Here is a 13,344-nt window from a genome sequence, read left to right as displayed (position 1 = left end):
AGCCCGCTCCCACGGTGGGAGCGGGCTTGACCCGCGATCGGAACCGACGCCTCAGAGTGCGCCGAACACCTTCTTGGCCAGGCTGGTCGCGGCACCGGCCGGGTTCTGGCGAATGCTCTCTTCCTGCTTGGCGATCATCTCGAACAGACCGTCCAGCGCCTTCTCGGTCACGTAGTTCTCGATGTTGGCGCTCTTGGCGTCGACCACGCCCAGGCCTGCGGCCTGCCCGGCGAAGTTGTTGTACTGCTGGGCCAGGCCGACCTTGTCGGTGGCCTGCTTGACGATCGGCAGGAACTTGGCGCGGATCTGCTCGCGGCTGCTCTTGTTCAGGTACTGGGTGGCCGAGTCCTGGCCGCCGCTGAGGATGCCTTTGGCATCGGTCACGGTCATCTTCTTCACCGCGTCCACCAGGATCGCCTGGGCTTGCGGCACAGCGGCCTCGGCGGCCTTGTTCATGCTGGTCTCCAGGGCTTCGACCTGTTCACCCTTGCCGAACATCTTCATGGCCTTGGCGGCCTTGCCGAGGTTGCCCGGCAGCTCGATGCGCACGTCGGGGTTGTTGCTGAAACCGCCGGGGGTGCTCAATTGCTTGACGGCGATCTGCGCGCCTTGGGTGAGGGCGTCCTTCAGGCCGCCGGAGGCGTCGCTCTGGGACAGGTCGCCCAGCGACAGGGCCAGGGCGCTGGCCGACAGCAGCAGGCCGGCGCACAGGGTGGTGAAGCGCAAGGAGGAGCGAATCATGGGGATTTCCTTATGGGCAGAATGGAGCAGGTTCAGCGTATCGGGTAGACCGGGATCGGGCCAGTTCACTCAACCGCCACAGGTTCCGGTGTTTCATCGCGGTGCAAGGCTACCTGGCGGATCGACAGGCGCAGCTCCGCCGACAGTACCCGCTTGGCCACGCCTTCGGCCAGCTCGGCGAGCTTGTCGTGGTAGCCCAGCTTGCCATCGGTGTCCGGCTGCAGCACGCCTTCGCGCACCAGGGTCTGGATGAAGTGGCGGAACAGGGTCTTGTCGAAGAACTCCGGGGCGTTCAGGCCATGCAGGATCGACAGGCGCTGGGCCATCATCACACACAGCTCCTCCAGCTCCTCGGCACTCAGCGTGTGCTGGCCGCTGTTGAGCAGCAACGAGGTGGCCATGTAGAAGCGCTGCAGGGTCTGGGTGATGGTGCGCGCCAGCAGCGTCAGCAGGACGAACTGCCGCGAGCTGGGGGCCGGGCGCATGTAGATGTCCTGCTCCCGGCGTAGCAGCCCCTGCTCGACCAGCGCTGTCAGCCATTGGTCGATCACCTCGTCCAGTTGCTCGGGCGTCCAGCGCAGGAACAGCTCGGCCTGCAGGTACGGATACAACGCTCGCACGTACTGGCCCAGCAGGTCGCGGCTCATGCGCGAGCTGCTGAGGAAGAAGCTCGCCAGCAGCCCCGGTAGGGCGAAGATGTGCAGCACGTTATTGCGGTAGTAGGTCATCAGCACCGCGTTGGCTTCGTCCAGGTAGAGGATCCGGCCCAGCGCATCCTTCTGCTCGGCCAGCAGGTCCATGCCCAGCACGTGGTCGATCAGCGCCTTGCCGTCACCTTCTGGCAGGGTGGTGTGCGGCGAGTAGGGCACCTGGCGCAGCAGGGTCAGGTACAGGTCGAGCACGCGGGTCAGGGCGCGCTCGTCCAGGGCCAGGCGGCTGGTCGACAGCAGGGCCAGAGCCACCAGGTTGACCGGGTTGATCGCCGCAGCTTCGTTCAGGTGACGGGCGACGGTCTCACCCAGGCGGGTGGTGGTGTCGTTGAGCCAGGCCGGTCGGAACTGCGGGCCGAGCGGCTGATCGCGCCAGCCGGGCTGCTGTTCGTCGAGGAAGCTATTGAGGCGGATCGGCTCGCCGAAGTTGACGTAGACCTGGCCGAAGCGCTGCTTGAGCGCGCCGATGACCTTGAAGATGTCGAAGATCGATTCTTTCTTCTTGCTGGCGCCGCGCAGTTCGCCCAGGTAGGTGCGGCCTTCGAGCACCCGCTCGTAGCCGATGTACACCGGGACGAAGACGATCGGCGTGCGCGAGGAGCGCAGGAAGCTGCGCAGGGTGATCGCCAGCATGCCGGTGCGCGGCTGCAGCATGCGCCCGGTGCGCGAACGGCCGCCCTCGACGAAGTACTCCACCGGGAAACCCTTGGTGAACAGGGTGTGCAGGTACTCGTTGAACACCGCGGTGTACAGCGGGTTGCCCTTGAACGTGCGGCGCATGAAGAAGGCGCCGCCGCGGCGCAGCAGGCCGCCGATCACCGGCATGTTGAGGTTGATGCCGGCGGCGATGTGCGGCGGCGTCAGGCCATTTCGGAACAGCAGGTAGGACAGCAGCAGGTAGTCGATGTGGCTGCGGTGGCAGGGCACGTAGATCACCTCGTGACCGGGGGCGATGCCCTGCACCTGCTCAATGTGGTTGACCTTGATGCCGTCGTAGATCTTGTTCCAGAACCAGCTGAGCACCACTTCGAGGAAGCGGATGGCGGTGTAGGTGTAGTCCGAGGCGATCTCGTTGCCGTAGTGCAGCGCCTTGGCCTCGGCCTTGGCGTAGGGGATCTTCTCGCGGTCGGCCTCGTCGCTGATGGCCTGGCGCACCAGCGGGTCGTGCACCAGGCCCTTGACCAGGTTGCGTCGGTGCGAGATGTCGGGGCCGATCACCGCGGTCTTCAGGTTGCGGAAATGCACGCGCATCATGCGCTGGGCCATGCGCACGGTGCGCTCGTGGCCCTTGTTGTGCTGCACCAGTTCGCGCAGGTGGATCGGCGCGGAGAACTGCACCCGGGTCTTGCGCCCCAGGATCAGCACGCTGAGCAGGCGGCGCAGGCGGCCGGTGACGGCCCAGCTGTCGGCGAACAGCAGCTTCCACGGACTCGACTCGCTGGCGGGGGTCTGGCCCCAGAACACGCTGACCGGAATGATTTGCGCGTCTTCCTCGGCGTGCTGGCTGATCGCCGCAACCAGGCGCTCCAGCGTCGGTGGCGCGCCGCGTTTGTCCTGGCGGCCGAGCCAGTCAGGCTCGGGGGTCAGGTAGAAGAACGCCGCAGGCTCCTGCAATGGGCCGACAGCCACCGGCAGCACTGGGCGTGGCAGCCCCGCCTTGGTGCACTCGTGGTCGATCACGGCCAGGTCGGTGAGCGACGGCGAGGAGAGGGCGTAGAACACCGGTCGGCTACGGTCGAGCTTGAGCGTCAGCGAGGATTGGTTGATGGTTTCGGAGCGCACCCACAGGTAGAGAACGCGACGCAGGGCGCCGAAGATGAGGCGGCGCAGGGGAGAACGGGTCATGGGGTGGGGCCCTGGGTGAAAGTTTTCGTGTTTTACAGCCCGTTAGTCTGCCGTATCTGCGTAAGTTCAGCAAAATTCGGCCAAAAATGACCCTGTCATGAATTTTTTTTGTTCCCTGTCATATACTCGGCCTGCCGCTTGCAGGATATTTGTGCAAGCTGCGTCGGCGCGGATGGTGAACCCGCGCCAGCAAGGCGATCTTCAAAATAAAAATCCGGAGTAGTTCAGATGTCGTCTCGTGAGACTGGGAATGTGAAGTGGTTCAACGATGCCAAGGGTTATGGCTTCATTCAGCGCGAAGGTGGTGCGGACGTGTTCGTCCACTATCGGGCTATCCGCGGTGAGGGGCATCGCACCCTGGTCGAAGGGCAGCAGGTCGAGTACGCCCTCGTGCAAGGCCAGAAAGGCCTGCAGGCCGAGGACGTGGTAGGGCTCTGAGCCTCGAGGCTTAACGCTCAAGCTGCAAGTTGACCGTGGAACTTGCAGCCTGATGCGAACGCCTTCAGTGAGTGCGCCAGGTGATTTCCTGTTCACCGTCGGCGCTGATGCGGATCCAACGGTCTGCATCTTCTTCCCCGTCTTCCTCCGTCCAGCTGCCTGGCGCGCAACGCACTTCGACGTTGAGCGCGGCGAATGCCGCCCGGGCGCAGGCGATGTCGTCGGCCCACGGGGTCTGGTCGCTTTCCAGGTACAGGCTGTTCCATTTTCCCACAGCCTTCGGTAACCAAGTGACCGGAATGTTACCGGCCGTGCACTTGAAGGTCTGGCCCTTCTGCTTCCATTCGCTGCACGGCCCCAGGGCCTGGGTGAGCCAGTCGGCGATCTGCTTGTGGTCGACGTCGTCGTCCTTGAGGTAGATCTCGATATCGGGTTGACGCATGGGGGGCTCCAGTGTGCTCAGTCTTGGCGCACGAAATAGTCATAACGCATGGAAACGGTGACCTCGAAGGGTTCGGGCTGGTCGATCACCCGCGCGCGCTTCTCGGCGCTGGCGCGCCAGCCGTGCGGGGTCATGGCCAGCAGGTCGGCGCGGGCCTTGGCGTCGGCCAGGGTCAGGCGGAACTCGAGAATCTCGCCGTGGGCGTGGGCCATGCCTTCGGGGACCAGGGCCAGGTGCTTGTCGTCGGCGTAAGGGCGCACTTCATCGTAGAGCACCTCGCGCAGTTCCATCAGGTGGCCGCTGGTTGGGCCGACCCGCATCAGGCCGCCGCCGGGTGCCAGCAGGCGCTTGGCCTCCTGCCAGTCGAGCGGGCTGAACACGCTGGCGATGAAACCGCAGCTGGCATCGGCCATGGGCACGCGGGCCATGCTGGCGACCATCCAGGTCACCTCGGGGGCGCGGCGGCAGGCGCGCTTGACCGCCTCGCGGGAGATATCCAGGGCGTAGCCGTCGGCCGCCGGCAGGGCCTGGGCGATTTGCGCGGTGTAGTAGCCTTCGCCGCAGCCGATGTCCAGCCAGGCCTGTGGCTGGCGCTCGGCGGCCAGTTGCGCCAGGCGCCGGGCCACCGGCGCATAGTGGCCGGCGTCGAGGAAATCGCGGCGGGCTTCGACCATGGCCTGGTTATCGCCCGGATCGCGGCTGTTCTTGTGCTGCACCGGCAGCAGGTTCAGGTAGCCCTGGCGGGCGCGGTCGAAACGGTGGCCGGCGGGGCAGGCCACGCCATTGTCGAGTCGCGCCAGGGGTGCCTGGCAGAGTGGGCAGGCGAGCATCAGGCGAGCAACCGCACCAGGGTCTGGTAGTAGATTTCGGTCAGCAGGTCGAGGTCGCTGGCCAGGATGCGTTCGTCCACCTGGTGGATGGTGGCGTTGACCGGACCGAGCTCGACCACCTGGGTGCCCATGGTGGCGATGAAGCGGCCGTCGGAAGTGCCGCCGCTGGTCGACGGACGGGTCTCGCGACCGGTGACCGCCTTGATGCTCGACGACACCGCATCGAGCAGATCGCCCGGCTCTGTGAGGAACGGCAGGCCCGACAGCGCCCAGTCGATGCTCCATTCCAGCTGATGCCTGTCGAGGATCGCCGCGACGCGCTGCTGCAGGCCCTCGACCGTCGATTCTGTGGAGAAGCGGAAGTTGAACAGCGCGGTCAGCTCGCCCGGGACCACGTTGGTGGCGCCGGTGCCGGAGTTGAGGTTGGAGATCTGGAAGCTGGTCGGCGGGAAGAACGCGTTGCCTTCGTCCCAGTGCTCGGCGGCAAGTTCCGCCAGGGCCGGCGCGGCCAGGTGGATCGGGTTGCGCGCCAGATGCGGATAGGCCACGTGGCCTTGCTTGCCGCGCACGGTCAGCTTGGCGCCAAGCGAGCCGCGACGGCCGTTCTTGACCACGTCACCGAGCAGGGTGGTGCTGGACGGCTCGCCGACGATGCACCAGTCCAGGCGTTCGTTGCGTGCCTTGAGGCGCTCGACCACGGCCTTGGTGCCATGGTGGGCCGGGCCTTCCTCGTCGCTGGTGATCAGGAAGGCGACCTTGCCGCGGTGGTTCGGGTAGTCGTGCACGAAGCGCTCGCTGGCCACCACCATGGATGCCAGGCTGCCCTTCATGTCGGCGGCGCCACGGCCGCAGAGCATGCCGTCGGCATCGATCAGCGCCTCGAACGGCTCATGCTGCCACTGCTGCACCGGGCCGGTGGGGACCACGTCGGTGTGGCCGGCGAAGCACAGCACCGGGCCATCCTGGGTGCCATGGGTGGCCCAGAAATTGTCGACGTCCTCGATACGCATTGGCTCGAGCTGGAAGCCGACGGCGCCCAGGCGGTTCATCATCTGGGTCTGGCAGTCGGCATCGACCGGGGTGACCGAGGGGCGACGGATCAGGTCGCAGGCCAGTTGCAGGGTAGGCGAGAGCTCGGCTGGGGCCGTCATTGAGGGACTCCGGGGCATGGCAAGGCGGGAAACTGAGGGGCGTTATCTTATATCAAACTGACGGGCCGATGGGGCCGCTGTGCGGCCCTTTCGCGACACAAGGCCGCTCCCGCAGGAGTTGCACAGGCCTTCTGGGCTGCGGTGATCCTGTGGGAGCGGCCTTGTGTCGCGAAAGGGGCGCAACGCGCCCCCGGCGATCTCAAGCCTGTTGTGGCTCTGCAACCTTTTCGGAGGGCTTGGGCAACGACGACAGCAACGCCATCACCAGCGCCGCCAGGTATGGCAACGACTGCACCAGCAGCATCGCTACCCAGAAGCGCATATCCGAACTCGGCAGCCCCTGTACCAGGTAGATCCCCAGTGCAGCACCCCACAGCAACAACATGATGAACAGTTCTTCGCGGGCCTCGGAGATCGCCACCAGCACACCGTGGCTGTCGGCATTCTTTGGCGTGCGGAAGAACGGCATGCTGCTGGTGAAGAACCCGTACAGCACCGCCTTGGCGATGGTGTGCGACAGCGCCAGCCCCGCCAGCGCGGCGGCGAAGGCATCCTTCAGGTTGACGCCCACCGCGCGGCGGTAGAGGAAGACGATCTTGCCGACCTTGAAGAAGAACAGCGCCAGCGGCGGAATGGCGAACATCATCAGCGGCGGGTCGACCCGGTGCGGCACGATGATCATCGCCGCCGACCACAGCAGCGCGCCGACGGTGAAGAAAATGTTCATGCCATCGGCAATCCAAGGCAGCCAGCCGGCCAGGAAGTGGTAGCGCTGGCCACGGGTCAGCTCGCTGCCCTTGCCACGCAGCAGGGCGCCGGCGTGGTGCTTGATGATCTGGATGGCGCCGTAGGCCCAGCGGAAGCGCTGCTTCTTGAAGTCGATGAAGGTGTCGGGCATCAGGCCCTTGCCGTAGCTGTTGTGGGCGTAGGCCGCCGACAGACCCTTCTCGAACACGCGCAGGCCAAGCTCGGCATCCTCGCAGATGCACCACTCGGCCCAGCCCAGTTCATCGAGCACGCTGCGCCTGGTCATGGTCATGGTGCCGTGCTGGATGATCGCGTCACGGTCGTTGCGGGTGACCATGCCGATATGGAAGAAGCCCTTGTATTCGCTGTAGCACAGCTTCTTGAACGCGCTCTCGTGTTGGTCGCGGTAGTCCTGGGGCGATTGCACCACGGCGATCTTCGGGTCGGCGAAGTGCGGCACCATGTGCTTGAGCCAATTGCGGTCGACACAGTAGTCGGAGTCGATCACCGCGATCACCTCGGCGTCCTTGGCCGTGTGCGGGATCAGGTAGTTCAGCGCGCCGCCCTTGAAGCCGGCCAGCGGCGCGACGTGGAAGAACCTGAAGCGCTCGCCGAGCTTCTCGCAGTGGGCCTTGAGCGGTTCCCACACGGCTGGGTCCTTGGTGTTGTTGTCGATCACCAGCACTTCGTAATCCGGGTAGTCCAGCGCGGCGAGGGCATCCAGGGTCTGCTTCACCATCTCCGGCGGCTCGTTGTAGCACGGCACGTGCACCGAGACCTTCGGGCGATAGGCGCTGTCGCCCTGCACGGGCAGGAACTCACGGCGGCGCTTGTGGATCCACACTGCCTCGGCCAGTTCGTGGGCCTCGGTCAGCAGCACGATGAACACCCCGAGGGCGCCCAGCGCCAGCAGTACACCGACCGTCAGGCTGAACCAGGTGCTGTACTGCTGGCTGTAGTCGTAGGCGATCCACACCAGCACCGACCCGCACAGGAAGGTGATGAAGGTGAGGAAGGTACGCCCGCGCTGGCGCAGGGCCGAGCCGTCGATCAGCAGGATGGCCAGGGCGATCATCGCCAGCACCACCGAGGCCACGGCCAGGGCGCGCCATTGCGGGATCGCCACGATCGGGCCTTCAAAGTTGAATTTCTGCTGGCGCTCGGCGTTGTACACGCCCCAATAGGCGCCCACCGAGCCTTCGTCGCTGGCCTTCCAAGGCTGGTCGTAGGCCTCGATGACGAAGTAGTTGTAGCCGCGGCGGTTGAGGGTGTTGACCAGGGTGCGCAGGTAGATGGCCTGGTCGGCCTGGGTGGCGTCGGCGCCGCCACGCATGCGGCCGTTGCTCGGCCAGCCGACCTCCGAGAGCAGCAGCGGCTTGCGTGGGAATTGCTTGCGCAACTCGCGGGCGCGGTCGAGGACGAACTGCACCGAGTCCTTCATGGGCACGAACTCCCAGTAGGGCAGGATGTGCGCGGCGATCAGGTCGACGTGTTTTGCCAGCTCCGGGTGCTCCTTCCAGATGTGCCACTGCTCACTGGTGGTCACCGGCACCTTGACCGCGGCACGGACCCGGTCGAGGTAGCCGATCAACTGCTCGGCGCTAACTTCCTCGCGGAACAACGCCTCGTTGCCGACGACCACCCGCACCACGCTGCGCGAAGTGTTGGCCAGGCCGATGGCCTTTTCGATCTCCCGCTCGTTGCGTTCCTGGTCGTTGCTGATCCAGATCCCCAGGGTGATGCGCAGGCCAAGCTCCTCGGCCAGGCGCGGCACCTCGGCCTGGGTACCTTCGACGGTGTAGATGCGGATGTTGTCGGTCAGCTTGTTCAGTTGCTCAAGGTCCTGGCGGATCTCATCCTCGCTGGGGTACTGGCCCTTCTGTGGGCTTTGGCCGAGACGGAAGGGCGAGTAGGAAAAACCGGAAATCTGTTCCGGCCAGGCGGGGGCGGATACCGGGCGGTTGATCAAGGCCCAGAACCCGGTGAACAGCGCGGCGATGGCCAGGACCACTACCAGGTTGAGACCGAATTTGCGTGATGGCATAGGTGTTCGAGGTTCCGAAGAGGGGCGCGAGGCGTAGCCGCTGGGGCGTGGGGCCACGGATTCCGAGGAAGGTAACCCGTTGGATTATCGGCAGGGGATGTAGTTCTCAGTCCGCCTGCCTGTCGTCCAGATATAGTTACTTGATAGGACATTAAAGCAGGCTTGGTAGGACTTTTTCCAACCCGTGGCCGCTCTGGCATGCCCTGGCGGCATGATCGGGTGGTGCGCTTTGCCCGCGACCCCATGGCTTGGCCTATAATGCGCGCCGGTTTTTTCGGGGTATCAGCATGAGCACAGAAGATCCACGCTTTGCCGGCGTCGCCCGGCTCTACGGTGACGACGGCTTGCAACGCTTGCGCCAGGCCCATGTGGCCATCGTCGGCATTGGCGGCGTCGGTTCGTGGGCGGCCGAAGCGCTTGCCCGCAGCGGCGTGGGCGAGATCAGCCTGTTCGATCTGGACGATGTCTGCGTGAGCAACACCAACCGCCAGGCTCACGCCCTCGAAGGCCAGGTCGGCCGGGCCAAGGTCGAGGTGATGGCCGAGCGCCTGCGGGCGATCAACCCGGCCTGCGCAGTGCACGCGGTGGCCGATTTCGTCACCCGCGAGACCATGGCCGAGCACATCACCGAGCAGATGGACTGCGTGATCGACTGCATCGACAGCGTGATGGCCAAGGCGGCGCTGATCGCCTGGTGCCGCCGCCGCAAGATCGCCATCGTCACCACCGGTGGCGCCGGCGGGCAGATCGATCCGACACAGATCCAGATCGGCGACCTCAACAAGACCTTCAACGACCCGTTGGCTTCACGGGTGCGCTCGACCCTGCGCCGGGACTACAATTTCTCGCGCAACACCAGCCGTAACTATGGCGTGCCGTGCGTGTTTTCCAGCGAACAGCTGCGCTACCCCAAGGGCGACGGCAGCGTGTGCCTGCAGAAGAGCTTTGTCGGTGAAGGCGTGCGCCTGGACTGCGCCGGTGGATTCGGCGCGGTGATGATGGTGACCGCGACCTTCGGCATGGTCGCGGCGAGCAAGGCCGTGGAGAAGCTGGTGGCCGGGGCGCGGCGGCCTTCTGAGCGGATCAAGGCCGAATAGGTCATCGCGGGCTTGCCCCGCAATGAATCCAACAGCGATTCAGGCTTGGGTAGCGAGTTCGGCCATCTTCAGCAACACTGCATGCAGCCCATTGCTGCGCGACGGAGACAACTGCCGCTCAAGCCCCAACTGGGTAAACCAGGCGCTCAGGTCGAGCGCTGCCAATCGATCGCTCGCCAAGCCCTGCACCCGCACCAGCAGCAGTGCCAGCAAGCCGCGCAACAGCCGTGCATCACTAGCGGCTTTGAAATGCCACTGACCCTTTTCTTGTTGGGTCACCAGCCACACCAGGCTCTCGCAGCCATGCACCCGGTTGGCCTCGATCTTCTCGCTGTCGTCCAGCGGCTCCAGCCGATCACCCCATTGCATCAGCAACCGCGCCCGCTGCTCCCAACCGCGCGCTTGCTCGAAGCTCTCCAGCGCCTGGCTGGCCTCGGCCGACAGGCTCATCGCAGCAGCTCCAGGCCCTGATCGAGTGCGTCGAAGAACCGTTGCAGGTCGTCGCTGTCGCTGTAAAGCCCCAGCGACACGCGGATCGCGCCGTCCAGGCCCAGATGCCTGAGCAGCGGCATGGCGCAATGATGCCCGGCGCGCACGGCGATGCCCTGTTCGGTCAGCAGATGGGCAATATCGGCGTTGTGCACCCCGTCAATGACGAAGCTGGCGAGTGCCGCTTGCGGTGAGCCAAGCAGGCGAACCCCCTCGCGATCGGCCAGGCCGCGCACCAGGTGCTGGTGCAAGGTGGCCTCATGGGCGGCCACGGCATTGGCATCAAGGCTGGCCAGGTAGTCCAGGGTGGCGCCCAGGCCAATGACACCGGCGATCGGCGGCGTGCCGGCCTCGAATCCCAGCGGTGCCGGGCGGAAGCTGGCCTCCTGGTAGTCCGCCAACTGCACCATCTCGCCGCCGTACTGCCAGTGGCGCAGCAGTGCCAGCGCCTGCTGGCGACCGTACAGCACGCCGACGCCATCCGGGCCGTACAGCTTGTGGCTGGAGAACACATAGAAGTCGCAGTCCAGCTGCTGCACATCGTGGCGCCCGTGGACCACGCCCTGGGCGCCATCGACCACGCTCAGCACGCCCTGGGCGCGGGCATGGGCCAGCAACGGCGCCAGAGGCTGCCAGGTCCCCAGCACATTGGACAGTTGGCTGATCGCCAGCACGCGGGTGCGCGGGCCGATCAGTTGCAGCGCTTGTTCCAGATCTACCTGCCCCAGATCGTTCACCGGCAGTACTACCAGGCGCAGCTGACGTCGGTGGGCCAACTGTTGCCAGGGCAGGAGATTGGCGTGGTGTTCCAACGCGCTGACGACAATCTCGTCACCGGCCTCGAAGCGGTGCTCCAGGCCATAGGCCAGCAAGTTCAGGGCCGAGGTAGCACCATGGGTGAAGACGATCTGCCGCGCGTCGGCGGCATTGAGCCAGGCAGCGAGCTTGTCGCGAGTGCCCTCGAAGGCTTGGGTGGCCAGGGCGCCGGGCAGGTGCTGGGCGCGGTGCACGTTGGCGGCGCCATGGCCATAGTAATGACCCAGGGCATCCAGCAGAGCCTGGGGCTTCTGGGTGGTGGCGGCGCTGTCCAGGTAGGTCTGGTGCTGCCGTTGCAGGGCGCCGATGGCGGGGAAATCGGCACGCCAGGGGGAGGGCTGGAACATGTTAGCGGGGCCTGGAAAGAAAAATCGGGTCTGCCCACAGGCAAAACCTGGGAGCAGACCCGATCTTATCACTTCAAACCCAGGCGGGTTCTCAGTTGTGCGCGTGCAGCGCCTCGTTCAGCTCGATGGCCGACTTGTGAGTCTTGCACTCCACCGCGCCATTGAGCGAGTTGCGACGGAACAGCAGGTCGGTCTGGCCGGCCAGGTCGCGGGCCTTGACCACCTTGACCAGCTGGTTGTTCTCGTCCAGCAGGTTCACCTTGGTCCCGGCGGTGATGTACAGGCCGGCCTCGACGGTGTTGCGGTCGCCCAGCGGGATGCCGATGCCGGCGTTGGCGCCAATCAGGCAGCCTTCGCCGACCTTGATGACGATGTTGCCGCCACCGGACAGGGTGCCCATGGTCGAGCAGCCGCCGCCCAGGTCCGAACCCTTGCCGACGAATACGCCGGCGGAGACGCGGCCTTCGATCATGCCCGGGCCTTCGGTGCCGGCGTTAAAGTTGACGAAACCTTCGTGCATGATGGTGGTGCCTTCGCCGATGTAGGCGCCCAGGCGCACGCGGGCGGTGTCGGCGATACGCACGCCGGCCGGCACGACGTAGTCGGTCATCTTCGGGAACTTGTCCACCGAGAACACTTCCAGCAGTTCGCCTTTCAGGCGCGCTTCCAGTTGCAACTCGGCCAGTTCGGCCAGGTCGACCGCGCCCTGGTTGGTCCAGGCGACGTTCGGCAGCAGCGGGAAGATGCCGGCCAGCGACACGCCGTGCGGCTTGACCAGGCGGTGCGACAGCAGGTGCAGCTTGAGGTAGGCCTCTGGGGTGGAGGTCAGCGCGCCGTCTTCGGCCAGCAGGGTGGCGACCAGCGGCTTGTGGCTTTCGGCCAGGCGGGTCAGCAGGGCGGCCTGGGCGGCATCGACGCCCTTGAGTGCGTCGGCCAGTTGGGCGGCCTGGGCGGTGGTGAAGGCGATGGCCTGGTTGCCCCCTTCGTAGCCCAGCACTGGTGCGACGGCTGCGACCAGCTCGGCGGATGGCTTGAGCACGGGTTGTGCGTAGAAGACTTCCAGCCAGGTGCCCTGGCGGTTCTGGGTGCCGACACCGAAGGCCAGGCTGAACAGCGATTGAGACATGCGATTACCTCGTACGAAAAGGGGATGGAGCGTAATGCGGGATCAGGCCAGCGCCGCGGCGTACAGGTCAGGCTTGAAGCCGACCAGGGTACGCTCGCCGAGGTCGAGCACCGGGCGTTTGATCATCGACGGTTGGGCGAGCATCAGTTCGACGGCCTTGGCCTGGTCGAGGTCGGCCTTGCTGGCGTCGTCGAGCTTGCGGAAGGTGGTCCCGGCGCGGTTCAGCACGACTTCCCAGCCATGTTCGTCGCACCAGCGGTTCAAGCTGTCGCGGTCGATGCCCTGGGTCTTGTAGTCGTGGAAGTCGTAGCCGATGGCCTTGTCTTCAAGCCAGGTGCGGGCCTTTTTCATGGTGTCGCAGGCTTTGATGCCGTAGAGAGTGTAAGCCATTGAATGCCTGGGGCTGCCTGGTCGGGCCAGGCGTCCCCGATGCTCCTTGAAGATTGGGTGGGCCGATTATGCGGTATCGATGGGGCTGGCGCCACGGCTGCGGGCTGGAAGGCGTCGCCGATGTGTTTCAC

General features: G+C 65.5%; 12 protein-coding genes. 2 read left to right on the top strand and 10 right to left on the bottom strand.

Going from position 1 to position 13,344, the window contains the following annotated elements:
* Nucleotides 1–51 precede the first annotated feature (51 nt).
* On the bottom strand, nucleotides 52–741 hold the full coding sequence (locus tag K5H97_RS22930; protein ID WP_028690693.1) for a DUF4197 domain-containing protein: 690 nt from the start codon (nucleotides 739–741) through the stop codon (nucleotides 52–54).
* A 65-nt stretch (nucleotides 742–806) separates the two neighbouring features.
* Nucleotides 807–3,296, bottom strand: a complete 2,490-nt coding sequence (plsB, locus tag K5H97_RS22925; protein ID WP_028690692.1) for a glycerol-3-phosphate 1-O-acyltransferase PlsB — start codon at nucleotides 3,294–3,296, stop codon at nucleotides 807–809.
* 228 nt (nucleotides 3,297–3,524) lie between these two features.
* Here plsB and K5H97_RS22920 point away from each other — a divergent pair, with 228 nt between their 5' ends.
* Nucleotides 3,525–3,734 carry a cold-shock protein gene (locus K5H97_RS22920; protein WP_011535295.1) on the top strand — a complete coding sequence of 70 codons (210 nt, stop codon included), beginning with the start codon at nucleotides 3,525–3,527 and terminating at the stop codon, nucleotides 3,732–3,734.
* Nucleotides 3,735–3,798: 64 nt separating this feature from the next.
* Here K5H97_RS22920 and K5H97_RS22915 read toward each other — a convergent pair whose 3' ends face one another.
* The 4 genes from K5H97_RS22915 to K5H97_RS22900 all read right to left on the bottom strand — a co-directional run bounded on the left by K5H97_RS22915 (nucleotide 3,799) and on the right by K5H97_RS22900 (nucleotide 8,948).
* Complete coding sequence (locus K5H97_RS22915) at nucleotides 3,799–4,176, bottom strand: hypothetical protein (RefSeq protein WP_028690691.1); 378 nt, start codon at nucleotides 4,174–4,176, stop codon at nucleotides 3,799–3,801.
* A gap of 17 nt (nucleotides 4,177–4,193) precedes the next feature.
* Nucleotides 4,194–5,006: a putative RNA methyltransferase gene (locus K5H97_RS22910; protein ID WP_028690690.1), complete on the bottom strand. Its 813-nt coding sequence runs from the start codon at nucleotides 5,004–5,006 to the stop codon at nucleotides 4,194–4,196.
* Nucleotides 5,006–6,157 (bottom strand): succinyl-diaminopimelate desuccinylase, encoded by a 1,152-nt coding sequence (gene dapE / locus K5H97_RS22905; RefSeq protein WP_028690689.1) that lies wholly within the window; start codon nucleotides 6,155–6,157, stop codon nucleotides 5,006–5,008. Before dapE ends, K5H97_RS22910 begins: the two co-directional genes overlap by 1 nt.
* Nucleotides 6,158–6,356: 199 nt before the next feature.
* Nucleotides 6,357–8,948, bottom strand: coding sequence for a glycosyltransferase (locus K5H97_RS22900; protein WP_028690688.1), 2,592 nt, complete (start codon nucleotides 8,946–8,948; stop codon nucleotides 6,357–6,359).
* A 287-nt stretch (nucleotides 8,949–9,235) separates the two neighbouring features.
* Between K5H97_RS22900 and tcdA the strand changes: the two genes are divergently transcribed.
* A complete protein-coding gene (gene tcdA, locus K5H97_RS22895) occupies nucleotides 9,236–10,045 on the top strand; it encodes a tRNA cyclic N6-threonylcarbamoyladenosine(37) synthase TcdA (protein ID WP_036986092.1) in 810 nt (269 codons plus the stop codon).
* A 39-nt stretch (nucleotides 10,046–10,084) separates the two neighbouring features.
* Here the strand turns inward: tcdA and K5H97_RS22890 are convergent, their stop codons facing one another.
* From K5H97_RS22890 to K5H97_RS22875, 4 genes are all read right to left on the bottom strand, one after another.
* Nucleotides 10,085–10,495 (bottom strand): SufE family protein, encoded by a 411-nt coding sequence (locus K5H97_RS22890; RefSeq protein WP_028690686.1) that lies wholly within the window; start codon nucleotides 10,493–10,495, stop codon nucleotides 10,085–10,087.
* Complete coding sequence (locus K5H97_RS22885) at nucleotides 10,492–11,697, bottom strand: cysteine desulfurase (protein ID WP_028690685.1); 1,206 nt, start codon at nucleotides 11,695–11,697, stop codon at nucleotides 10,492–10,494. The genes K5H97_RS22890 and K5H97_RS22885 overlap by 4 nt, the downstream gene beginning before the upstream one ends.
* A gap of 91 nt (nucleotides 11,698–11,788) precedes the next feature.
* Nucleotides 11,789–12,823: a 2,3,4,5-tetrahydropyridine-2,6-dicarboxylate N-succinyltransferase gene (gene dapD / locus K5H97_RS22880; RefSeq protein ID WP_028690684.1), complete on the bottom strand. Its 1,035-nt coding sequence runs from the start codon at nucleotides 12,821–12,823 to the stop codon at nucleotides 11,789–11,791.
* A gap of 42 nt (nucleotides 12,824–12,865) precedes the next feature.
* Nucleotides 12,866–13,213, bottom strand: a complete 348-nt coding sequence (locus tag K5H97_RS22875) for an ArsC family reductase (RefSeq protein ID WP_028690683.1) — start codon at nucleotides 13,211–13,213, stop codon at nucleotides 12,866–12,868.
* Between the last annotated feature and the right edge of the window lie 131 nt (nucleotides 13,214–13,344).

Origin of the sequence: Pseudomonas mosselii, from assembly GCF_019823065.1 — a bacterium.
Taxonomy (GTDB): Bacteria; Pseudomonadota; Gammaproteobacteria; order Pseudomonadales; family Pseudomonadaceae; genus Aquipseudomonas; species Aquipseudomonas mosselii.
Note: the sequence above shows the minus strand (reverse complement) of the source record. Positions and strands in the feature narration are given on the sequence as shown.

What these genes read in the sequence shown, in the direction of transcription:
- K5H97_RS22930 (WP_028690693.1), bottom strand. Translation starts at nt 741, where the DNA reads ATGATTCGCTCCTCCTTGCGCTTCACCACCCTGTGCGCCGGCCTGCTG.
- plsB (WP_028690692.1), bottom strand. Translation starts at nt 3,296, where the DNA reads ATGACCCGTTCTCCCCTGCGCCGCCTCATCTTCGGCGCCCTGCGTCGC.
- K5H97_RS22920 (WP_011535295.1), top strand. Translation starts at nt 3,525, where the DNA reads ATGTCGTCTCGTGAGACTGGGAATGTGAAGTGGTTCAACGATGCCAAG.
- K5H97_RS22915 (WP_028690691.1), bottom strand. Translation starts at nt 4,176, where the DNA reads ATGCGTCAACCCGATATCGAGATCTACCTCAAGGACGACGACGTCGAC.
- K5H97_RS22910 (WP_028690690.1), bottom strand. Translation starts at nt 5,006, where the DNA reads ATGCTCGCCTGCCCACTCTGCCAGGCACCCCTGGCGCGACTCGACAAT.
- dapE (WP_028690689.1), bottom strand. Translation starts at nt 6,157, where the DNA reads ATGACGGCCCCAGCCGAGCTCTCGCCTACCCTGCAACTGGCCTGCGAC.
- K5H97_RS22900 (WP_028690688.1), bottom strand. Translation starts at nt 8,948, where the DNA reads ATGCCATCACGCAAATTCGGTCTCAACCTGGTAGTGGTCCTGGCCATC.
- tcdA (WP_036986092.1), top strand. Translation starts at nt 9,236, where the DNA reads ATGAGCACAGAAGATCCACGCTTTGCCGGCGTCGCCCGGCTCTACGGT.
- K5H97_RS22890 (WP_028690686.1), bottom strand. Translation starts at nt 10,495, where the DNA reads ATGAGCCTGTCGGCCGAGGCCAGCCAGGCGCTGGAGAGCTTCGAGCAA.
- K5H97_RS22885 (WP_028690685.1), bottom strand. Translation starts at nt 11,697, where the DNA reads ATGTTCCAGCCCTCCCCCTGGCGTGCCGATTTCCCCGCCATCGGCGCC.
- dapD (WP_028690684.1), bottom strand. Translation starts at nt 12,823, where the DNA reads ATGTCTCAATCGCTGTTCAGCCTGGCCTTCGGTGTCGGCACCCAGAAC.
- K5H97_RS22875 (WP_028690683.1), bottom strand. Translation starts at nt 13,213, where the DNA reads ATGGCTTACACTCTCTACGGCATCAAAGCCTGCGACACCATGAAAAAG.